Consider the following 23091-nt stretch of genomic DNA (forward strand, 5'->3'; position numbering starts at 1 on the left):
TTGCCTCAATTGGTGCGGGGGGAAGCCGGCCGGGAAGCCAGCGCAAAATCCTTGAGCTGTGCCGCATTGGCGCGCTCGATCAGGAAACAGTCCATCAGCAGCTTTTCCGGGCGGCCGGTCGTGCCGGTCTTCAGGAAGCGATCGGCAAGATCGACCGCGAACTGCGCCTGGCGCCTCGCCGGCTGCAGCACGGTCGCGCGCATCTTGCCGGAAAGGATCGCGTCGCGCGCGTCGTTCGATCCGTCGAAGCCGACGACTGTCACATCGGCACGGCCGGCACTCTCCAGCGCCGCGATCGCGCCAAGAGCCATCGTGTCGTTGCCGGCGATCACGCCCTTGATGTCGCGATGCGCCTGAAGGACTGACTGAGTGACGGAGAATGCCTGGGCCTGATCCCAGTTGGCGCTCTGGCGGGACACCATGTTCAGAGCCGGATACTGGTCGAGGATGTCGTGGAACCCGCGCGAGCGGATCTTGGCGTTGGTGTCGGATTCGCGTCCAACCAGCTCCAGATAATTGCCGCGCTCGGTCAGCGCCCCAGCGAACGCCAGCGCGCCAAGCGTCGCGCCCTGATAGTTGTTCGAGACGATCTGAACCGTCGCGGCGCCGCGCGCCGATATTTCGCGATCGATCAGGAAGACCGGGACGCCCGCGCTTTTGGCCCGCATCACGGCCGCGACGCTGGCATCGGCGCCGGCATTGTCCAGGATGATCGCGGCTGCGTTGCGCGCGATCGCGGTGTCGATCAGTTCGCTCTGTTTGTAGGCATCGTCGCCGTGCGAGAATTTGAGCGTCTCGTAGCCGAGCGCGCGTGCGCGCTCCTCGGCGCCCAGCGCCTCCTGCCCGAAAAACGGATTGTCGAGCGAAGGCGTGATGATGACGATCAGCTTCGATTTGCTCGCGGACGGAATCATGACGAGCAACACCGCGGCCAGAGCCGCGATCAGCACTCCCGCCATCAGCAGGATCCGGGAGCGCGCTGCCGTCATGCGATCAATACCTCGATTCCTGCCGCCACGAAGGCGCGATGATCCTCGTCGCGGATGCCGCTGTCGGTGATCAGCACATGAATGTTCTCGATCCCGCCGAGCGAGGAGAAGGACGTCTTGCCGATCTTGCTTGAGTCAGCGAGCAGGTAGACGCGCGACGCCGTCTCGATCATTGCCCGCTTGACGGTAATGTCGGCGAGCGCGGGAAAGGTGAGCCCCGCCTCGAACGACACCGCCGCCGTCGCCAGGAACAGCTTCTGCGCGAACAGGCCCGTGAAATAGTCGGCCGAGCGTTCGCCCGACAAGGACAGCGTCGGCGCCTTGAACTGCCCGCCCGGCATGTGGACGGTGCAGGTCGGCATCGCGCCGAGCACGAGCGCGATGTTGAGCGCGTTGGTGATAACGGTCAGGTGCTGCCGGTCCGCCAGGTTCATCGCCAGCTCGGTCGTCGTCGACCCTGAATCGAGAATGATCGTCTCGCCATCCTCCACCAGCGCTGCCGCGGCCCGACCGATGCGGCGCTTGGCGTCCATGTTGACGAGATGATGGAGTGCCATCGCCCGGACCTGCTGCGGCACCGATTTAAGATAGGCTCCGCCATGTTCGCGGACGATATGCCCTTCCGTCTCCAGTCGCTCGAGATCCTGCCGGATCGTCACCTCGGAGACGGCGAAGGCTTCGGCCAGATCGCGGACCCGCGCGCTGCCGACCTCCTGAAACCAGGCCAGCATCTTCATGCGGCGCGGCTCGCCCAGAAGCGAACTGCCCGACGCCGTAAAGACTCCGCGTGCCGTCTTGACCGCGGCATTCGCGATCGCCGCCGCCTTCCCGGTTTCCGCCTGCGCCCCGTCGGCTCTTGTTTTGCGCTGCCGTGCCATGGTCATCCTCAACCCTTCATGCCGCCCAGTCGGCCCTGAAGCTGATCGAGTACCACGGCAGCCACGATCACCGTACCTTTGATCACCATCTGCCAGAACTCGCTCACCCCCATCATCACCATGCCGTCGCCCAGCGTGCCGATGACGCAGGCGCCGATCATCGTGCCGCCAATCGTGCCGCGCCCCCCGGCCAGGGAGGCCCCGCCCAGAACCACGGCTGCGATCGCGCTCAGCTCGAACGTCTCCCCGCTCGCCGGATGCGCCGCGACCAGGTCCGAGGCGACGAGCAGCCCGACAAGCGCGGCACACATGCCCGATATGACGTAAACAGCGGTCTTGATCCGCGGCACCCGTACGCCCGACAGCAACGCTGCCCGCGCGTTGCCGCCGACCGCGTAGACATAGCGTCCAAACGGTGTGCGGGCGGCGACGAACGCGGCCAGTGCTGCCAGCACGACGACGATCAGGACCGGCGCGGGAATGCCCATGATGCGGCTCGCGCCGAGGAGGGGAAATCCCTGATTGCCATAGTCAGGGCTGCCGGTGAGATTGGGGAAAGTCGTCCCGTCGGATAGCAGCAGTGCCGCGCCGCGCGCGACATACAGCATGCCGAGCGTGGCAATGAACGGGGCGACGCCGAAGCGCGTCACGAGCGTCCCGTTGATCATGCCGATGAGCCCGCCGAGCAGGACGGCGATGAGCACGACCAGCGGGACGCTGGGATAGATCACCCAGCCGAGCGACGGGATCGTCAGCCCGTTGAGGATCAGCGCACCCGCGACCATGCCCGACAGGCCCGCGATCGAGCCGACCGACAGGTCGATACCGCCGGTGAGGATCACATAGGTCATCCCGATCCCGAGCACGGCAATGATCGCGATATGCTTGGCCATGATCAGCAGGCTGCCGACCGACAGGAAATTCGGTGCCAGGACGGAGAAGAACACAAGCACGACAATCAGCGCGACCAGTGCGCGCAGGCGGATGAGCAGTGCCAGGACGCCGGCATCGCCGCGCGTCGCTGGTGGCGGCGCGTCGGATGCAGTCGAGGAGGACAGGGTCGCCATGATCGCCTTCAGGTCGCCATCTGCGCGACAAGCGGCGCATGATGGTGGGAAATGCCGTTGGAGGCCTGCACCAGCATCGTCCGGTCGGCATCGTCGGCCGCAACGTCTGCCGTCACCCGCCCGGAGGCCATGACGACGATGCGATCAGCGATGGTCAGCGCCTCGATCAGATCGGACGTGGTGAAAGCAACCGCGATTCCCTGCGCCGACAGGCCGCGCATCGTCTCGAACACCTCGCTGCGTGCGCCGACGTCGATGCCCCGGCTGGGTTCATCGAGCAGGATCGCGGCCGGTTCGCGCATCACGCATCGCCCGATCACGACTTTCTGCTGATTGCCGCCGGAGAGGGCGTGGATCGGCGTCTCGCCAGACGGTGCCTTGATGCCGAGCCGGGCGATCATACGATCGATCGCCTGCCCTTCGGCGGGACGCGAGATAACCCAGCGCCGGGCCAGTCGCGCGAGGAAGGATAAACCGAGATTGCCGCCTACCGCGAGATTGGGGAACAATCCCTCGCGCTGCCGATCCTCAGGCACCAGCAGCAGCCGGCGATCGATGCGTTCGGCGATCGACAAGGCATCAATGCGCTCGCCGTTCAGCCGGACCGCCCCCTCCCCGCGTCGCGCGCCTTGAACATATTCGAACAGTTCGGTCCGTCCGGCGCCCAGCAAGCCGTAGATCGCGACGACTTCTCCGGCGCGCAGGGTGAGCGACACATTGTCCACGAGCGGAAAGCCGTCGGGACGGCGGACTGACACGGCCTGGATCTCGAGGACGGGCGCGCCGACTACCCCGATGCGCGGCCGCGCGGCGAGCACGCCCGCCTCACCCAGCATCTGTTCGACGATCCACGGCACTGAAGCTTCGTGGGCAGACACGGAAGCGACCACGGCCCCGTCTCGCATCACCGTTATCTGGTCTCCGATCCGCATCAGCTCCTCCAGCCGGTGGGAGATATAGACGATGCCGACGCCGCCTTGCTTCAGGTCAGCAATCACCTGGAACAGCGTCGAGACCTCACTCTCGCTGAGCGCGGAGGTGGGTTCGTCGAGAATCAGGATGCGGGCATCCTCCGCCAGGGCGCGGGCGATCTCAACGATCTGCTGCTGGCCGATGCGCAGGTCGCCGACCAGTGTGTCCAGGTCGATCGCCGCGCCGAGCCGGACGAGCACCGCCGACGCGCGGACACGCTCTGCCTCCCGGTCCAGTCTCAGCCCCCGCACGATACTGCGGCCGAGAAAGATATTCTCCACCACTGACAGGTTGGGACAGAGGTTGAGTTCCTGAAACACGATGCCGATGCCACGCTTCGCCGCATCGCGGACCGACGCAAAGGCCACAGGCACCCCGTCGAGCAGCAGCCGCCCGCCGTCCGGCTGCTCGACCCCGGCGAGGATGCGCATCAGCGTGGATTTGCCCGCCCCGTTTTCGCCGATCAGGACGTTGACGGCGCCGGCGCGCACGTCGAAATCGACGCCACGCAACGCGCGCGTCACGCCATAGGATTTGACGATCCGCTCCGCGCGAAGCGGCACGGACACCGCCGGTGCCGGACCGTCAGTCATTGTCGCCCGCTCCGATCTCGACGGGCGTGACGACCAGCGGGTCACCGGCGTCGCGCAAATTCACGACGCCGACAAAGCGGATATGCTGACCCGGGCGAAGGCGCGATAGTTGCGGCCGTATGGCGGCAAGCGCGCGGTTCGTCAGCGCGGTACCGAGATCGGCAAAGGCGAGCTGATCGGAAAAATCGTCAAACGCGACGAATGGCAGCGCATCGCGGATCGCACTACCCGACACGACCGGCCCGACCTGCAAGCGGACGGTCCGGTCGCCCGAGGCGCCATCCAGGGTGAGATCGATTCCGCCCTGGCGTGTCGCTGTGTCGATCGAGCGAACCTGACCGACGCCTTTCACCACGAACGTCCAGGCCGATCCGTCGCCTACTTGCCGCCCGAGCCTCGTACCGGCCCGGCCAAGGCCTGCATCCACGGCGGGAAGCAGCGCTCCGATGGGCACGGCGGTCTGCACGATGGTGGGCAGCACTCGGGGCGCCCAGATGTCTTTCACATAGCTTGCAGCGTCGAAATCCGCGCCGCGCCGTGCTCGCAGCGCGCGGTCCTCTTCGATCGTCAGCACCTTGCAGCCGCCAAGCAGGCACGCGCCGGCCAGGAACGCCGACAGAGCCGCCGCTGTCTTCCCGCGTCGATATGCGCTGCGTCCCAACATCCCTCCCAGCGCCATTGGATTGACGCATTTGCTTCGAACTTTTTCACTTTGCCCGCGCAGAGATGCCGGTCATCCCCTTCGTTGTCAAACCCATCTACCGCCAAAAGGCAAATTTCTGTCAAATGCGGCAAACCCGGAAGCGCAGAAAACGAAACCATTCGAAGGTTTCGCTTGCCGGGCCACTGACGGGACGGTACATCGCGCATCGTTAGGGAGAGTGAATGCAACAGGATGCAATCGGCGTGCCCACCGACGAGGGGGCGGCACGCGTCGTAGAGATCCGGCGTCAGGCGAACTGGATGCGGCAACGCGCCATCCAGATGATCTTCGAGGCGCGTCAGGGACACCCGGGCGGCGACATGTCGGCGACCGACATCCTCGCGACCCTCTATTTCGGCGTCATGCGCTATGACCCGGCACAGCCGCTCGACCCGCAGCGCGATCGGTTCGTGATGAGCAAGGGCCATTGTACCGGCGCGCTCTATACCGCGCTCGCGGCTGCAGGCTTCTTTCCCGAAGCGGAACTGTCGACCTATCTCCAGCCGGGGTCGCGACTGAACGGACATCCCAACCGCCGTTACCTGCCTGGTGTCGAGACCAATACCGGCCCCCTTGGTCACGGCCTCCCGGTCGCGGTGGGGATCGCGGTCGCCGGGCAGATCGACGCGGCCGCCTTTCGGACATTTGCGCTTACCGGCGACGGCGAGCTTCAGGAAGGCAGCATGTGGGAGGCAGCGATGTTTGCCGGCCATCGCAAGCTCGCCAACCTCACCGCGATCGTCGACCGCAACCGCCTGCAGCAAGGCGCCGGCACCGAAGAGACCAACGCGCTCGAGCCGCTCGCGGACAAATGGCGTGCCTTTGGCTGGGACGTCGCCGAGATCGACGGTCACGACCATGCCGCGCTGCTGGCCGTGCTCGACGCACCGCCGGTACCGCGCGACAAGCCGCTGTGCATCATCGCGAACACGATCAAGGGCTTCGGCATCTCCTTCATGCGCGATCAGGCAAGCTGGCACCACGGGGTGCCGAGCGAAGAACAATATGCCCAGGCACTCGAGGAACTGGCGCTGTCGGAGGAAGAGGTATGAGCGCCGCCGCGCCCGCTGCTGCAGGGCTGTTCGATTGTCGGGACGCCTATGTGCGCACGTTGGAATTGCTCGCGGCGGACGATTCCCGGATCGTCGCGGTGGTCAATGACAGCGTCGGATCGAGCAAGCTCGGGAAATTTCGCGACCGTTTTCCCGAGCGGCTCGTGAACGTGGGCATCGCCGAACAGAATATGGTCAGCGTCGCGGCCGGCCTCGCCAATGGCGGCAAGGTGCCGTTCGTCAGCGGCGCCGCCTGTTTCCTGACGGCGCGCGCGCTTGAACAGATCAAGGCCGATCTCGCCTATAGCGGCGCGAACGTGAAGCTCTGCGGTATTTCGAGCGGCGTCGCCTATGGCGAACTCGGCGCGACGCATCATTCGATCGAGGATATCGCCTGGCTGCGGGCCATGCGCGAAATGACGGTGATCGTCCCTTCGGACCCCTGGGAAACGGCGGAGGCAATCAGGGCGGCGGTCGCGTTCGACGGACCGATGTTCATCCGCATCAGCCGGATGCCCGTGCCCGAACTGTCGCACCGCGGCCCGTTCACGATCGGCAAGGCGGAGGTGTTGCATGAGGGGGATGACGTCGCCATCATCGCCACAGGCACGCTCGTTCACCGCGCGCTCGATGCGGCGGCGACGCTTGCCGCGGAGGGTATCGCCGCTCGCGTGATCAACATGGCGACCATCACGCCGCTCGATGAGGACGCGATCCTCGCGGCTGCGCAGACCGGTGGAATCGTCACCGCGGAGGAGCATGTGGTGCGGGGCGGGCTGGGCGGCGCGGTGGCGGAGGTCGTCGCGACCCGCCGGCCGGTGGCGATGCGCATCCTCGGCTTTGACGGCTTTCAGCCGACCGGTTCTGCGCAGTGGCTGATGGAGCGTGCCGGACTGACCGCGGCCGGCATTGCCAGCGCCGCGCGCGGACTGGCGAGCTTGAAGCGGGGATGATGCCGCGGTCAGCGGTCCTCGCAATCGACCAGGGGACGACCAACACCAAGGCGTTGCTGGTGGCTCCCGATGGCTCGATCCTGGCCCGCGCCAGCCGGTCGATGACGCTGACGCATCCCCGGTCCGGCTGGGCGGAACAGTCAGCTGACGCGATCTGGACGAGCGTGGTAGCGGTGATCGACGAGCTTGTCGCCGCCGCGCCCGAGACGGCCGTCGCCGGGCTCGCGATCAGCAACCAGCGCGAAACGATCGTGCTGTGGGACGCCGTTTCCGGCCGCGCGGTTGCCCCGGCCATCAGCTGGCAATGTCGACGCTCGTCCGATCGCTGCGCGGCGCTGCGCGACGCTGGCCAGGGGGCGGCGGTCGTCGCGGCGACGGGGCTCGGCCTCGATCCGCTGTTCCCCGGCGCGAAGCTCGCCTGGCTGCTGGACAATGTTCCCGCGGCACGCACCCGCGCGGCGGCGGGCGAGCTGCGCGCGGGTACGATCGACAGCTGGCTGCTCTGGAAGCTGACCAGCGGCGCAGTCCATGCAACCGACCATGGCAACGCTTCGCGCACGCAGCTTCTGAACCTGCATACGCTCGCCTGGGACCCGGACATGGCTGCGTTGTTCGATGTACCGCTAGCGATCCTCCCGGTGGTGCGATCCTCGGACAGTTGTTTCGGGACCGTTGCGGCCGGCCGCACCAAGCTCGCCGCGGGTGTGCCGATCCATGCCATCATGGGAGACTCGCATGCAGCGCTGTTCGGCCACGGCCTGTCGGAGCCAGGCGCCGCGAAGGTTACGATCGGGACCGGATCGTCGGTCATGACTCTGACCGACGGCCCCGTGGTGTCGGCGAACGGCCTCTCGGCCACCATCGCCTGGAGCCGGCAGGGGCGGATATCCCATGCGCTTGAGGGCAATATCACCGTCTCGGGCCAGGCAGCGGCTTTCGCGACGCGGTTGCTGGGTCTGGCCGACGAAACCGCGCTCACGACTCTGGCCGAGTCAGTCGCGGACAGCGGCGGCGTCGCCTTCGTGCCGGCGCTGGCCGGGCTCGGCGCCCCGCACTGGGCCGATCGCGCCCGCGGCATCATCACGGGGATGACGCTCGGCACGGGGCCGGCCCATGTCGCGCGTGCGACGTTCGAGGCGATCGCGATGCAGATCGTGGATGTGTGCCGCGCCGTCGAAAGCGATATGGGCCGTGCGATACCGACGGTGTCAGTCGATGGCGGCGCCACCCGCAACGCCTTTCTGCTGCAGCTGCTTGCCGACCTGCTCGGGACACCGGTCGCGCGCCGGCCCGATCCCGAGTTGAGCGCGCTCGGCGTCGCCCGCATGGCGGCCGAGGCACTGGCGATCGCCGAACCCGCCGCCCGGTCTCCGGTCCAGGAGCGCTTTACGCCGCACATGACACCGGCCGAGCGCGAGCGCATCCATCACCGCTGGCGCAGCGCGATTGCCAACGCCGTCCCCGCATGACTAGAGCCATTGCCATGAACAGCTTTCCCCTGCCGCGCCGCGCCATCGCCTCGACCGAGGAAATCATCGACGAGGCCCGCAACGGCCGGATGGTCATCCTGGTCGATGACGAGGACCGGGAGAATGAGGGCGATCTCATCATCCCGGCACAGCTCTGCACGCCGCAAACGATCGCGTTCATGGCAGTGCACGGCCGCGGTCTGATCTGCCTGACGCTGACCGAGCGGCGCGTGCAGGAGCTTGGCCTGACACCGATGGTGAAGGCCAACCGCACTCGTCACGGTACGGCCTTCACAACCTCGATCGAGGCCCGCATGGGGATCGACACCGGCATTTCGGCGGCAGATCGCGCGCGCACCGTGGCGGTGGCGATCGATGCGCTGAACGGGCCGGACGACATCGTCACACCCGGCCATATGTTTCCGCTGATCGCGCGCGACGGTGGCGTGCTGGTGCGCGCTGGCCACACCGAGGCGGCAGTCGATATCGCGCGGCTGGCCGGTCTGAATGCGTCCGGCGTGATCTGCGAAGTGGTGAATGACGACGGCACGATGTCGCGCCTCGACGACCTCATCCTGTTCGGCGAGCGGCACGGCATCAAGATCGGCACGATCCGCGACCTGATTGCCTATCGGCATGTCCACGACAATCTGATCCAGCGGATAGGCGACGATCCCTTCGTGTCGCGCTGGGGTGGCGCCTGGCGCCTGATCAGCTATCGCAACAAGCTGGACGGCATCGTGTCGCGCGCGCTCGTGAAAGCACGGATCGACCCGGCCACTCCCACGCTTGTGCGCGTCCATGCCTTTGATCCGCTGGGCGACGTTCTCGCGCAGGAGGGTGATGGCGGGACCATGATCGAACGCGCGATGCGGGCGATCGATGCGGCTGGACAGGGCGTGCTCGTCCTGGTGACCGGCCGGGACGATCCGGCGGAGACCGAAATGCGCGAAGCGGCAATCCGGGAATATGGCATCGGCGCACAGATCCTCGCCGACCTCGGCATCCATGACATGGTGCTGCTGACCAGCGGCCATCGCGAGCTCGTCGGCCTTGGCGGCTTCGGCCTGCGCATTGTCGAGGAACGCTCCTTCTAGCGTCGTCCTCCCGCGCTCAGGGCGTCACCGTGATGATGGCGCGGCGATAGCTGGTCAGCGGCGGCGTACCCGCGTCAGTCACCTCGAGGATGACATGATAGGCGAGCGGGTGATCGGGCTTCGGCACGTTCGGTGCGGTCGTGGTGAAAGACGGGACCGCGAAGCTGGCGCTCGGGCCGTCTGCGCCGGCGATATCGAGCGTCGGCGGGTTGATGCCCGGCGCACTGCTCGGTTCCTGATACTGCCACCAGCGAAACCGCAGCGCGTTGCCGTCGCGATCGCGCGTGCCGGCTGCCGACAATCGCACGGTCGACCCCGCCTTGACCGTCAATCGCAGCGGCGCCGATCCTGCCTGGCCATTGAGCATGATGTCGGGATTGTGGTTCGCCCGCCCCGGATCGGGGGACAGCGTCCAGCTTATGCGGGCGGCGAAGTCGTCCTGGAACGCCCGGCGCCACCGGTAGATCGTCGTCTGGTTTCCCGACCAGGTCTTTCCCGCCTCGTCGGTATAGCGGTCCTGCGCGTCGCCGCGATGCCCGGCGCCTTCATAGGACGGCAGATAGCGACCGCCCCAGCCGCCCCATTCGGGATGCTCGGGATCGTTCAGCCCGTTGCGGATCAGCCCCAGGAAGGACGGTGTGTCGCCTTCCATGATGAACTGGTGCGGCGGATAGGTCTGGCCCAGCGGTCCACGCCGGACATTCTTCTCGAGCCAGTCATTCGTGACCATCTCCGCGCCGGGCCATTTCTCGGGCAGGTGCAGATCTGCGGAAATCCCGCTCCAGGCCGCCATGCCGTACTGGCCCCAGCCATGGATGCTGGCGACCCAGAACAGGTCGGGAAAGGTGCGGCGGACCCACGGCCCGGCATCGTCCTGATCGGAGATTGAGTAGACCCTGAGCTTCGCGACGAACGCCTTCACGGCCTCGGGCGTGCGCGTCCGTCGCACCGTCCACAATGCCTGGGCAAGATCAGCCACGCCGCCCCATGCCGGGATGTAGAGCGGCCTCGGATCGGCGCGATCGACGACCTCGATGATCCGGCGCGAACCCTCGCTGTCCTTCCCGTCGCCCACGCCCTGCATGCCATAGCTGGAAGTCCCGCTGCGCAGCACCGCGCGCAGCGCCGCAGGCTCCGGATAGCCATCGGCGTGACGGCGCAGGTTGGCGAGGACGCCGGCATAGGCATCGATACGCGTAGCCAGCAGCTGCGGCTGAACCCTGCCGCGCTGCCAGGTCGACGTCGTCGCGACGAGGCCTTCGATATCGAATTCGTTGGCATAGAGGAGAAAGCGGACGAACGATTCGGCGTCATCGGGTTCATTCCCGATGTCCGTCAGCACCAGGACGCGCACCTTCGCCGGTATCGGCGCGGGTGCCGGATCGGCGGACAAGGCCGGAACCGGTGTCAGCGCCAACGTCGCGGCCGATAGCCAGCCAAGCTTGTTCTTCATCCGCACCTGCCATGCTCCCTGACGCTGGACCCCTTGGGAAAAAACGCCCGCCATGGCGTACCATGGCGGGCTCAGGGGGGGCTTCAGAACTTCGTGCGGACGCCGATGGAAACGAGCCGGCCGAGCGTGGAGCCGTTGGCGTAACCGGATCCGGCGTTCCGGTAAGGCGGATCCTGGTCGGCGACATTGTCGATGTTGAGCGTCAGCGATGCGCCGTCGATCACCCCCAGCTTCTCGAGGTCGAGCGAGAAGAACAGGTCGACGGTATCGAAATGCCCGACCCTGCTCTGGGTCGCATCGAACAGGATAGGATAGCCGGCGCTATGCGTCATTTGCGCACGTCCGGTCACCGGGCCCATTTGAGCACCCAGCGAGGCGATGAAGTTGAAGCGACCGACACCATTGTCGAGCAGTTCTGTATAAACGCCGTTGTTCGACGGGCTCGACTTGCGGTGCAGCGTATAGGTTCCGCCAAAGCTCGCATTGACCGAGCCGAAGCTCGTCGGCTGGTTCAGAACGGCGTTGAAGTCGATGCCGTCCTGCAACAGCCGCCCCCGGTTGTAGCGACGCAGATCGAGGATCGCATAGGGCGTGCCCAGGTTCGCGTAGAGGAAATCTAGCGAGGGGAAATTGTCCGGACGAACGCCGCCCGAGAAGCTCGTCACCTGCGCCTGGGTTGGATTCAGGATGAAGAAGGGCGCGTTCAGCGGATCCGCATACCAGGCCGTGCCGCCGAAACCGCCTGCATTGACGCTGATGATGTCGGTGAAGTCGATATTGTAATAGGTCGCGCTCAGCGTCAGCGCCTTGAAGAACGACGGATTGATGTCCGCGCCGAGCGACCAGGTATGGGCCTTTTCTGGTTTGAGCGTTGGGCTGCCGCCCGAAATCCAGATGATCGGCCGGCCGGCGGCATAACCGATGCCGGTTGTGAAGGAGATGCGCGAATCGACTGCGCCGACTGTGTCCGCAAGGCTCGGCGCGTGGAACGACGTGCCCCAGTTGCCGCGGATCGTTATGCCGTCGATCGGCTTGTAGTTGAAGCCGATCTTCGGATTGGTCGTCCCGCCGACATCGTCATAATGATCGTAGCGGATCGAGCCGGTCAGATCGAGTGCCTGGATACCGCCCATCGCGTTGCTCGCACCGATCACGGGCACGAAAACTTCGCCAAATGCAGAGGCGACGTTGCGGGTCGCGGCGGCGGCGTTCCGGAAAGGTGAAGCCGAGGATCCGAAGCGGATGCCTGCGTCGATCTTTTCCCAATGATATTCGCCGCCGACCGCCAGCCGGACATCACCGCCCGGGAGCGAGAACAGCCGGCCGTCAGCAACAAGGCGGCCTTCGGCGAGGTCCTGCATGGCCTCCGAATAGTTGCTGTAGTCCCGGACCGAGGCAAGCACCGCGGCGTTGGTCGCCGAGATGTTATAGGGATTGAGCGCCGTCGCGGTCGTCGTGCCGGCGAGGCCGGCGGCGATGTTGCCGGCATTGGTCGTGTATTCGGTCGTCTGGTTGTAGCTGTGACCGTAATTGGCCATGCCGCGAAGATGCCAGTTCCCACCAAGGTCCGCGTCGAAGGTCGGCGTCACGCCCCAGGAATCAAACCGTGCGGGACTGGCGATGCCGCGGCCGAACACCGACGAGAAGTCGAAGTTGACGACCTGGCTGGTTTCAGTGCCGATCGGCCGGAAATAGGGGTTGGCGCTGGTGATGGTGCCGCTGCCCGCGAGCGACGTCTGCATCGAACTGGTCACCCGCCGCGAATAATAGGCAGTGATGTTGGTGGACAGCGAGGCGCTCAGCTGCTGATCGAGCGTGGCAAACACCGAGTGGCGGTTCTCCCGCGGGTAGATGTCAGCAAAATCGGTGGTGCTGCAGCGATTGGCACCGGCCGCGTTCGTCGCGGCGCGTCCCGGCAACGGATAATAGGTCGTCCCGATCCGGACGTTGCCCGGCTCGCAGTTGAAGCTGCGATTGTCGCTGCCGCCATGGGCGGTGAAGTTCTGCGTGACATAGTCGCGCTCATAGCCCTGAACGTTATTGTGCCACGCATAAGCGTAAGACAGGAACAGCGACCCCGACCCCCAGTCCTTGCCGACCGTCAGATTGGCGTCAGCGGTCCGGTAGCCGTCCGCAAAGCCGTAGCGGCCCGTCGCCTCGATGCCGTTCATCCGCTTGCGTGTGATGAAGTTGATGACGCCGCCGATCGCGTCCGACCCGTAGATGGATGAGCCGCCGTCGGGAATCACCTCGACGCGCTGAATCAGGCCGGGCGGAATGATCTGAGGATCGACATAGGTCTGGAGGATGCCCGAACCGACCACCCGATGGCCGTTGAGCAGCGTCAGCGTGGTCGTACCGCCCGATGCGCCGAGCCCGCGCAGGTTCGTCTGCACGATCGGCTGGCCGAAGCCGGCAGTGCCGGTCGGGATGGCGTTGAAGTTGCTGATCTGCGGGATCGTTGCGAGGAGGTCGTTCGACGACTGAGCGCCCGTCGCGATGACATCGGCCTGCGAGACGCTGACGACGTTGGTGCCGACCGGTGCGATGCCGCGAAAGAGGGTGCCCGTGACGACGATATCCGCGCCTGTCTGCTCGGCGGCATCCTGCTCGTCCGTCTGCGGTGCGGCGGCGCTCGGCGGTGCGCCCTGGCCTCCCCCCGCCTGACCTGCCGGCGTGTCCGTGGCGGCCGTTTGAGCCGAGGCTGCATCGACGCAGCCCATGACGAATACGAGCGCGCTGGCCGAGCCAAGCATATACCGCTTAATTGCGAATTTCATCACCGCGAAACTCCCCTCTCCGAAATGGCCAGCCGCCTCTTTGCAAAGCGATCTGGACGCTGCACCGGTGGATGCTGCTTGCGACTTGCATAACGTCTGATTCTGCGGATAGCAATTGACTACTTTCGTTTACTTTCATATTCCGTCGCCATAGCCGACGAACAGCAGAACCACGATCGGCGGAGGGGACTCTCATGACGAACATATCGCTGCATCTGACACGCCGTGGCCTCCTGACGTCGGCGGCCACATTGGGGGCGCTCGCCGCTACCCGCGGCATCGCCGCCGATCTCGGTGGAGCGACAGCAATCGTCGATACCAGCAACGGTCCAGTTCGCGGGCGCTTCGAGAAGGGGCTGGTGCAATCGTTCAAGGGGCTGCGTTATGCCGCACCTCCGGTTGGCCCGCTCCGGTTCAGGCCGCCGCAGCCGCTTGCCCGCTGGACAGAGGTGGTCGACGCCGCACAGTTCGGCACCGTGGCCATTCAGAGTCCCGGCCAGGCGGATGCGCCGTTCGACGAGAAGCAGAGCGAGGATTGTCTTTTTCTCAACGTCTGGACCGCTGACCTGAAGGGCAGGAAGCCCGTCATGATATGGCTGCATGGCGGCGGCTTTTCCTCGGGCGCTTCAAGCCGGCCGACCTATTGGGGCGATCATTTCGCGCGCGACGGCATCGTTCTGGTGTCGGTCAACCACCGGCTCAATGTGTTCGGCTACACGCAGCTGCCAGGCAGCTGGGGCCCGGACTATGCTTCCTCGGGTATCGCCGGCATGCTCGATATCGTCGAGGCGCTGAAATGGGTGAAGGCGAACATCGCGCTGTTCGGCGGCGATCCCGACAATGTGACCATCTTCGGTGAAAGCGGCGGCGGGGCGAAAGTGTCGCTGCTGCTTGGTATGCCGCCGGCGAAAGGGCTGTATCACAAGGCGATCATCCAGAGCGGCGCCGCGCTGGACGCGACGCCGCGTGCCTATGCCCAAGCGCTGGGCGGCGCGCTGACCGAGATTCTGGACGTGAAACCGGGCGACGTCGCCGCCCTTGCCGCGATCGACACGCAGAAGATCTTCGACAGCCAGGCGGCGGCGACCAGCAAGGTCGCGAAGCTTGATCGCGGCGGCTTCCTGGCGGGCGGCTTCAATCCCAGCATTGATGGGAACGCCCTGCCGCGCGGTCCCTTCACGCCCGAAGCAGCGGCGATGGCGGCTGACATCCCGCTGATCGTCGGGACCAACAAGGACGAGGGAACGATGTTCGCGCTGGGCAACCAGGCTCTTGCAACCGAGACGGACGCCGGTTTCGACGCTGCGGTGCGCAAGACCTATCCCAGGACGGCGGACAAGCTTGCCCCTGCCCTGCGCGCTGCCTATCCCGGCTACACCCCCGGCGACCTCGTCACTGCGATGAACGGCAATGCGATGTTCTGGGTCGATTCGGTCACGCTGGCCGAGCGCAAGCTTCGTCAGAAGGCGCCCGTCTGGATGTACCGGATGGACTGGGAAACGCCGATGCTGGGCGGGAAGCTTAAAGCCGGGCATGCGGTCGAGCTGTCGTTCGTCTTCGGGACCTATGACAATATCCGCGGATTCGTCGGCCCGGGCGATGGCCCTGCCCGCATGTCGGCGCAGATGCACTCCGCCTGGGTGGCCTTTGCAAAGACCGGCAATCCGCAATCGACTGCTATCCCGACCTGGCCACAATATGACGTTGCCCAGCGTCAGACGATGATCTTCAACCTGCAAAGCCGGATCGAGAGCGATCCCCATACGCAGCTGCGGACATTGATGCGCCGCTGAGCGCGTCGCGAGCCGGGTGTGAAAGGGGCCGGCATGCCGTTGGCCGGCTCACCTGAAAGGGGCATCTAGTGCGCGCCGGGTGGCGGACTTCCGGGACGACCGGCGCGTGGGCGGCGCGCCGCGGCGATCGGCCTCAAACCCGCCGCGAGGACTGGAGCGGGGGCGACCGGCGGCGGGCGCGTAGGTCGTGGAGAGGCGCGTAGTCGTCGGTCGGGTTGTGCGACACGACGATGACCGGGCAATGGCGTGATCCAGCCTGGCGAAGACCTATGCCCGTTGCCTAACCCGCGCGGCTGTCAGAGCCGCATCGCCTGCGACGCAGGTCGATGCCTGTCCGGCCGGGACGGATTTCCCTTGGGTGGCGGGAACATAGGTTCCCGTCTTGGCGGTCAGCGCACCGTAACGATGAGCTTCGCATAGTGGGACAGCGATGGCGTTCCGCTGTCGGTCGCCTCGCCGATCACCTGGATGGTATCCCCCGGCCGCGCGTCGGCGGGGACGACGACGCTACCGGCCTCGATCGGCACGTCGCCCTCGTAGGTGCCGGCGCCCTTCCAGGTCCACCATGTCAGGGTGACGCGATCGCCATCGGGATCGGACGTTTTGGCCGACAATGCGATGCGTTGCCCCGGCCGGGCAGTCAGGCGCCCGGGACCGACCAACTTGATCGCCGGATTGTGGTTGGCATCGCCGTAGTTGGGCGTCACGGCCCATTTGAAACGCGCGGCCCAATCGCGCTGGGCCGCGGCGAAAAAGGGATGCGTCGGGGCGCGCGGCGGCATCGTGCGAGCGCCCGGATTGGGCGCCACCGTCCCCATTCCGGCCACTTGCTGGCTCAACTCGACACCAAATCCGGCAAACCCACCGCCGACCGGTCCGCTGCGCGCATAACCGCCCCAGCCGCCGAATCTGTCACCACGATACCCGCCCAGGCCATTGTCGAGCAGATTGAAGAAGGTGCCGGTGTCACCCTCGCCGAGATAATCGCCCTTGGGCCGCGGCGGCGTCCATACGACATAGCCCTCCTGTTTGAGCTCGTCCGCCGATTTTCCGGCGATGCCGAAATAATCGAACTTGTCGCCCTTCACCATCTGCCTGCCGTCGCCCCACACCCGGATGAACGCGCCGAGCGGGCCGCGACTGGTGACGTTCCGGGCGATCCAGTCCGCGCCCAGATATTGAGCGTCGTCAAGGCTCACGCGCTCCTGCGAATTGTAGCTGATGCCAACGCCGCCGGCCTGCTGGCGATAGCGGATTTCGGGCCAGTTGGGCTGAATGTACCTGGCGTAGGTATCATCCTGATCGCCCGAAGGATGGATGACGGCCTTGCGGATCACCTTCGCGCGGATCGCCCCCCATCGCGGCGTGCCGCGATATTGTTCCTCAATCGACTTGAGCGCTCGCGCGATCGTGCTCTGGCCGCCCCACGCATGGAGGTAGATCGGTGCTTCCTCGTCATCGAGCAGGAGCGATTTGATCAGGTTCGAGCCCGGCGTGTCCTTTGCCATCTCCCCGTCGAACTGGACATTGCCCCAGCGAATCTTCGATTTGAGCAGCGCGGGCGTCGGATAGTCGCGGTGGTGGACGCGCAGATTGGGATACGCCTCGGCGTAATGCTCGACCGCTTCGTCGATGAAGCGCTCGCCGGGCTGCCAGCGCCATGAAGTACAGGGGCACAGGTCCTTGCCGAACCGGTTATATTCGCGCCCGGGCACGGACTGCGTGGTTCCCTTGCTATCACCTGTCCAGTGAAACTGGCTGCTGGCATAGATCAGCCCTTCGGTCCGGAAATCGGTGCTGTAGAGCAGGTAGCGGACGAGGGAATTCGAATCGTCCAGCTCGGGGTCCGCGGTGATCACGACCCGCGGCTTCTGCCCGTCCGGCGTTTCCAGATAGACCGGCAACGGCTTGGCAGCGCGCGGCGGTGGCTGCGCGAAGCCCGGCATCGCCGTGCCGCAAAGGAGGATGGCAACCGCCGCCAGAATCTCGCTGCGTCTCGTCATACCGCACCCTCTCTTCGTTTTTCTTCGATTGTCTTTGCCATGAACTGCGCCCCACATCCCTGCTTGTCAACGCAGAAGTCAGAGCGTTTCGGCGTGTCTCAGCGTCTCGCTGAGACACAAAAGAAAGCCAGCGCCCAAACAAACGAAATGAATCGAAGAATCCCGTTGACGGACGTTACAAGGCGCGTGCAGGTACTGCTGCCAACGCGCCGGAAGTGCGCAGGACTGATCTATCGCCCGGTCCGCTGCCGGAACCGGGCGCCGACCGGAGAGGACGATCATTGATGAGAAGGTCCCGCCCCGTTGCCGCCCTGGCGCTAGCCGCCTGTGCCATGGCGCCGGCATCCGCATCCGCGCAGTCGCGCCCCACGCCGCCGATCACCGTCGAACGCGGTGTCCAGGCCCCCGCCGTGATGTCCCCCGAGATCTTGCCGGACCGCCGCGTCACCTTCCGCGTCGGCGCGCCCCAGGCGACCAGCGTCACCATCGACGGTGAGTTCTTCCGCCAGGCCAACGCGGTCGAGGTTCCGCCGGGCGACATGAGTGAAGGCCCCAGACCCGCCGTCACCATGGCGAAGGGCGCCGACGGCGTCTGGACCGGAACGACCAGCACGCCGATCCGCCCGGGCGCCTATCGTTATTATTTCGTGGTGGATGGCATGGTCACGCTCGATCCCCGCAACACCATGATGTCGCCGCAGCGGGCGAGCCAGAACAGTCTTCTCGTCGTTCCGGGCGACTTTTCGGAGCATCGGGCCGTGCCGCACGGCTCGCTGCTCGAACAGCATTTCCTCTCGACGACGCTGGGCGGCGTCGACCGGCGCCTGATCATCTATACGCCTCCGGGATACGAGAAGGGCGCGGGCAACTATCCCGTCCTCTATCTGATGCACGGCGGCGGCGATTCGGAGACCTCATGGTCGACCGCGGGTCGCATGAACGACATTCTCGACAATCTGATCGCCGAGGGTCGCGCGAAGCCGATGATCGTGGTGATGCCCGGCGGCTACACGCCCGATGCCGGCCAGGTGATGACCTCCGACCCGGGCAAGGATCCGTTCGTCCGGGAGATGACCGCCGACATCATACCCTTTGTCGAACGTCATTTTCGCGCCCTTGCAGACCCGGACAACCGCGCCATGGCGGGCCTGTCGATGGGCGGCGTCCAGACGCTCAACACCAGCCTCTCCAATCTCGGCACGTTCCGCTATGTCGGGATTTTCGGATCTGGGTGGTTCCTGCAGCCCGACCGCCAATGGTTCTACGACCACAAGCAGGATGTGATCGGGCGCCTGAACAGCGAACTGAAGCTTTTCTGGTGGGGATGGGGTTACACCGATTTCGCGCGCCCCGGCGCGCTCGAGATCACTGACTATTTCAGGTCGAAGGGCGTTCGGCTGACGACGCGCGAGACGCCGGGTGGGCATGACTGGCGCAACTGGCGCGACAACCTCCACGAATTCGCGCCGCTGCTGTTTCGCTGACGCGCGATCCCCTGATGTTCCCTGACCTCTCCTAACAAGGACCGCTGCGCGTGCGAATGAACCGCCTCCTCCTGATTGCGTCCATGCTGGCGACAGCCGCACCCGTTCTCGCGCAGACGGCGCCCTCGAAGCCGGAGATCGACCGGGCGACGATGCCTTGGCTGGACGAGAAAAGGTCGCCCGATGACCGGGCTGAGCTGGTCCTTACGAGGATGACGCTGGAGGAGAAGATCCAGCTGGTCCACGGCGGCGGGTATGCCATGAGCGGCACGCTGGGCAATGGCGGCGGCGGTTTCGTGCCGGGCATCGCGCGGCTCGGCCTGCCCGACCTCAACATGGCCGATTCCACGGTCGGGGTTACCCGCGGTGCAGCGCGCAGCCGCTATTCCACGCTCATGCCCGCATCAATCGGAGAGGCGGCAGCGTGGAGCCCGGCGCTTTCCTACGACTATGGCGCGCTCATCGGCCGCGAGCTGCGCGCGCAAGGCTATAATGTGAGCCTGGCCGGCGGCGCCAACCTGATGCGCGAACCGCGCAACGGCCGCACCTTTGAGTATCGCGGTGAGGATCCGCTACTCACCGGCAAGCTGACCGCGCAGGCGATCCGTGGGCTGCAGGACCAGAAGGTCATCGGCGATCTGAAGCATTATGCGCTCAACGACCAGGAAACCGGGCGCAATGTCGGCAACGTGCGGATCGACTATCGGGCCGCGCGCGAAAGCGACCTGCTGGCGTTCGAGATCGCCGCGAAGGAAGGCGAGCCCGGCATGGTCATGTGCTCGTACAACAAGCTGTGGGGCGACTGGGCGTGCGAGAATAACGAGCTGCTCAACAAGACGCTCAAACAGGAATGGGGATTCAAGGGCTGGGTGCTGTCCGACTGGGGCGGCACCCATTCGACTGCGAAGGCGATCGCCGCCGGACTCGACCAGGAGCAGCCGCAGGACAGCTTCTTCGGTGAAGCGCTGAAAAAGGCGATCTCCGACGGCAGCATCCCGCAGGCCCGGCTCGACGCATCGGTGCGCCGCATCCTTCGCACGATGTTTGCCCATGGCATCGTCGATTCCCCGCCGCAGCAACAGGTCGTCGATATCTATGCCGGCTTCGTCCTGTCGCAGCGGGTCGCCGAAGCGGGCGCGGTGTTGTTGAAGAATGACGGCGCGTTGCCGCTTGCGCGCACGCCGGGGCGCACTGTCGCGATAATCGGCGGCCATGCCGATGTCGGCGTGCTGACCGGTGGCGGATCGGGACAGGTCGACCCGCCCGGTGGCAACGCGGTCAAAGGCGACACGAGCAAGGACGATCTGGGGCCGGCCGGCATCTTCTCGCGCATTCCCGTCTGGTATCCTTCGTCCCCGCTAAAGGCCTTGCAGGCCACTGCGCCGGATGTGCGGTTCGTCTGGGACGATGGCAGCGATGCGCGTCGCGCGGCCGCGCTCGCAGCAAAGTCGGACGCAGCCATCGTCTTTGCCTATCAACCGTCCACCGAGGGCCGCGATTCGGCGACATTGTCGCTGCCCTATGGCCAGGACACGCTGATCGACGCCGTCGTATCGGCCAAAGTGGGCACGGTCGTCGTCCTGCAGACTGGCGGCCCAGTGACCATGCCCTGGCTCGACAAGGCGGGAGCGGTCGCGGAGATGTGGTATCCAGGCGCGCGTGGCGGCGAGGCGATCGCCCGCCTGCTGCTGGGAGAGGCGAACTTCGCGGGCAAGCTGCCGATCAGCTTCCCGCGCCGCGAGGCGGACCTGCCGCACCCGGTCGTGGCGGGAAGCACGCTGAAGGAGGAGCCGATGCCGCTGGGCACGCCGTTTTCCATCATGCCCAACGGCAAGCGCCGCATGACCTTGCCGGCGTTCGATATCGACTATCGTGCCGAGGGCGCGCAGGTCGGGTATAAATGGTTCGATGCACGCGGCGCCACCCCCCTCTTCGCGTTCGGGCATGGCCTCAGCTACACAAGCTTCACTTATGCCGGACTGCGCGCGCGGGCCGGGCAAGTGAGCTTTACCGTGACCAATTCGGGCAGTCGCGCCGGGACCGAGATCGCGCAGGTCTATGCCGCCCTGCCCGTCGCCCACCGCCATGCGCCGCGCCAGCTGGCAGGCTGGTCGCGGATCGACCTGGCGCCAGGCGAGAGCAGAATCATCACTGTCGCGATGGAGCCGCTGACGCTCTCGGTGTTCGACACCGCTGCGCGTCGCTGGCGCCAGCCGAAGGGACGCTACGACATCTTTGTCGGGCGATCGTCCCGCGACACGCCCCTCACCGCGTCCTATACCGTGAAATGATCACCAGGAGAGTATCGATGCGGCCCGCTATCACGCTGACCGCCCTGCTCGTCAGCGTTCCGCTCGCGGCCCATGCCACGGTGTCCGACACGATCGCACGGACAGCTTCCGGTCCGGTCGAGGGACGTGTCCGCGACGGCGTGAAGGAATGGCTGGGCATTCCCTTCGCGGCACCGCCAGTCGGCGCCAATCGCTGGCGGGCGCCGCAGCCAGCCGCCGGATGGACCGGCGTGCGTCCGGCGACCGCTTATGGCCATGACTGCATGCAGAAGCCCTTCCCCAGCGACGCCGCCCCGCTCGGGACCGAGCCGGCCGAGGATTGCCTGGTCCTCAATGTCTGGGCGCCGCGGACCGCCGGGCCGCGCACCCGGCTGCCCGTGGTGGTGTGGATCTATGGCGGAGGCTTCGTCAACGGCGGTTCGTCGCCCCCGACCTATGCCGGCGCCAGCCTTGCGCGCAAGGGCGTCGTGTTCGTCAGCTTCAACTACCGCGTCGGGCGCTTCGGCACCTTCGTCCATCCCGCGCTGGACCGGGCCGCAGGCGGCCCGCAATCCGGAAATTTCGGTTTGATGGACCAGCTCGCCGCACTCAGATGGGTCAAGGCCAATATCGCGGCATTCGGCGGCGATCCGGGCAATGTCACTATCATGGGCGAGAGCGCGGGGGGCATGTCCGTCAACACGCTGGTGACCTCACCCCAATCTGCCGGCCTGTTCCAGCGCGCCGTCGTCATGTCGGGTGGGGACGGCACCGCGATGGGCGCCTCGCGCGCCGCGGCGGAGCAGGCAAGCATCGCCTTTGCCGACGGCAAGGGGATCGCCCGGGACGATGCCGATGGTGCCGCGCGGCTGCGCTCCCTGTCCGCCCTGAAAGTGACCGCCGACCTCAACCTGGGGACGCTGTTCAGCGGCGCGACAGGGCCGCGCACCTTCGCGAGCCCCTATCCGGACGGCCAAATGGCCGTCGCCGTTGCCGAGGCCTATCGTGCCGGGCAATTCGCCCATGTCCCGATTATGATCGGCGCGACCAGCGCGGACATCGGTGGTCCCGACGGCTACATGCTCGCCGGAGCGCGGGAGTTGGCAAAGACGCTCGCGTTGAGCGGTGTCCCTACTTTCTATTATCGCTTCTCCTACGTCGCGGACTCGCTCGAGCGCGGGGCCGGGGCAGGTCATGCGACGGACATCCCGTTCTTCCTGGATACGCAAGGGATAAAATATGGGGTCAGGACCACCAGCCGCGACATTGCCATGGGCCGGTCGATCAGCAGCTACATCCTGAACTTCGCGAAGCGCGGCAATCCCAACGGCCCAGAGTTGCCCGCCTGGCCGGCGTTCAGTCCCGACGGGCGAATGATGATGGACTTCGCAGCGGACGGGGACGCAAGCGTCGTGCAAGACAAGGAGTGATCTTCCATTCCACGCCGGCGACAAGCAGACCGAGGTGAGGGTATCGCCTTCCAGCTGAACTGATCCTGGAGGCTGGTAGCCACGCCCACACCCTTCCCTGAACAC

At 65.9% G+C, this 23091-nt stretch carries 16 protein-coding genes; 8 read left to right on the top strand and 8 right to left on the bottom strand.

Features of this window, described 5'->3' with window-relative positions; all coding sequences use genetic code 11:
- Positions 1-5: 5 nt before the first annotated feature.
- From U1769_RS14280 to U1769_RS14300, 5 genes are read right to left on the bottom strand one after another with little or no spacing between them, the layout of a single operon-like run.
- Entirely contained in the window at positions 6-989 is a 984-nt protein-coding gene (locus U1769_RS14280; protein ID WP_332717150.1) for a D-ribose ABC transporter substrate-binding protein, read from the bottom strand.
- Positions 986-1873: a DeoR/GlpR family DNA-binding transcription regulator gene (locus U1769_RS14285; protein WP_332717152.1), complete on the bottom strand. Its 888-nt coding sequence runs from the start codon at positions 1871-1873 to the stop codon at positions 986-988. Before U1769_RS14285 ends, U1769_RS14280 begins: the two co-directional genes overlap by 4 nt.
- A gap of 2 nt (positions 1874-1875) precedes the next feature.
- Positions 1876-2934, bottom strand: a complete 1059-nt coding sequence (locus tag U1769_RS14290; protein WP_332717154.1) for an ABC transporter permease — start codon at positions 2932-2934, stop codon at positions 1876-1878.
- Between the two features lie 8 nt (positions 2935-2942).
- Positions 2943-4499: a sugar ABC transporter ATP-binding protein gene (locus U1769_RS14295; protein ID WP_332717157.1), complete on the bottom strand. Its 1557-nt coding sequence runs from the start codon at positions 4497-4499 to the stop codon at positions 2943-2945.
- Entirely contained in the window at positions 4492-5160 is a 669-nt protein-coding gene (locus tag U1769_RS14300; RefSeq protein WP_332717160.1) for a DUF2291 family protein, read from the bottom strand. Before U1769_RS14300 ends, U1769_RS14295 begins: the two co-directional genes overlap by 8 nt.
- Before the next feature lie 224 nt (positions 5161-5384).
- Between U1769_RS14300 and U1769_RS14305 the strand changes: the two genes are divergently transcribed.
- Genes U1769_RS14305 through ribB form a run of 4 tightly spaced genes read left to right on the top strand, consistent with a single transcriptional unit; the run spans position 5385 to position 9773 of the window.
- Positions 5385-6254 carry a transketolase gene (locus U1769_RS14305; RefSeq protein WP_332717163.1) on the top strand — a complete coding sequence of 290 codons (870 nt, stop codon included), beginning with the start codon at positions 5385-5387 and terminating at the stop codon, positions 6252-6254.
- Positions 6251-7207 (top strand): transketolase family protein, encoded by a 957-nt coding sequence (locus tag U1769_RS14310; RefSeq protein ID WP_332717166.1) that lies wholly within the window; start codon positions 6251-6253, stop codon positions 7205-7207. Before U1769_RS14305 ends, U1769_RS14310 begins: the two co-directional genes overlap by 4 nt.
- Positions 7204-8676, top strand: a complete 1473-nt coding sequence (locus U1769_RS14315; RefSeq protein WP_332717169.1) for an FGGY family carbohydrate kinase — start codon at positions 7204-7206, stop codon at positions 8674-8676. Before U1769_RS14310 ends, U1769_RS14315 begins: the two co-directional genes overlap by 4 nt.
- Positions 8677-8690: 14 nt before the next feature.
- Positions 8691-9773 carry a 3,4-dihydroxy-2-butanone-4-phosphate synthase gene (gene ribB / locus U1769_RS14320; protein WP_332717172.1) on the top strand — a complete coding sequence of 361 codons (1083 nt, stop codon included), beginning with the start codon at positions 8691-8693 and terminating at the stop codon, positions 9771-9773.
- Positions 9774-9789: 16 nt separating this feature from the next.
- Here the strand turns inward: ribB and U1769_RS14325 are convergent, their stop codons facing one another.
- Entirely contained in the window at positions 9790-11226 is a 1437-nt protein-coding gene (locus U1769_RS14325; RefSeq protein WP_332717175.1) for a DUF1593 domain-containing protein, read from the bottom strand.
- 83 nt (positions 11227-11309) lie between these two features.
- Positions 11310-14006: a TonB-dependent receptor plug domain-containing protein gene (locus U1769_RS14330; protein ID WP_332717178.1), complete on the bottom strand. Its 2697-nt coding sequence runs from the start codon at positions 14004-14006 to the stop codon at positions 11310-11312.
- Between the two features lie 194 nt (positions 14007-14200).
- Here U1769_RS14330 and U1769_RS14335 point away from each other — a divergent pair, with 194 nt between their 5' ends.
- Complete coding sequence (locus tag U1769_RS14335; protein WP_332717181.1) at positions 14201-15799, top strand: carboxylesterase/lipase family protein; 1599 nt, start codon at positions 14201-14203, stop codon at positions 15797-15799.
- A 389-nt stretch (positions 15800-16188) separates the two neighbouring features.
- Here the strand turns inward: U1769_RS14335 and U1769_RS14340 are convergent, their stop codons facing one another.
- Complete coding sequence (locus U1769_RS14340; RefSeq protein WP_332717184.1) at positions 16189-17802, bottom strand: DUF1593 domain-containing protein; 1614 nt, start codon at positions 17800-17802, stop codon at positions 16189-16191.
- Positions 17803-18086: 284 nt separating this feature from the next.
- Between U1769_RS14340 and U1769_RS14345 the strand changes: the two genes are divergently transcribed.
- The 3 genes from U1769_RS14345 to U1769_RS14355 are packed head-to-tail and all read left to right on the top strand — an operon-like array spanning position 18087 to position 22986.
- A complete protein-coding gene (locus U1769_RS14345; protein WP_332717187.1) occupies positions 18087-19286 on the top strand; it encodes an alpha/beta hydrolase-fold protein in 1200 nt (399 codons plus the stop codon).
- A gap of 56 nt (positions 19287-19342) precedes the next feature.
- Entirely contained in the window at positions 19343-21577 is a 2235-nt protein-coding gene (locus U1769_RS14350; RefSeq protein ID WP_332717190.1) for a glycoside hydrolase family 3 C-terminal domain-containing protein, read from the top strand.
- Between the two features lie 17 nt (positions 21578-21594).
- The gene (locus U1769_RS14355; protein ID WP_332717193.1) at positions 21595-22986 is read left to right on the top strand and encodes a carboxylesterase/lipase family protein; all 1392 of its coding nucleotides are present in this window, start codon (positions 21595-21597) and stop codon (positions 22984-22986) included.
- The last annotated feature ends 105 nt before the right edge of the window (positions 22987-23091 follow it).

It is taken from the genome of Parasphingomonas zepuensis (genome assembly GCF_036663735.1).
In the GTDB taxonomy this organism is placed as follows: Bacteria; Pseudomonadota; Alphaproteobacteria; order Sphingomonadales; family Sphingomonadaceae; genus Sphingomonas.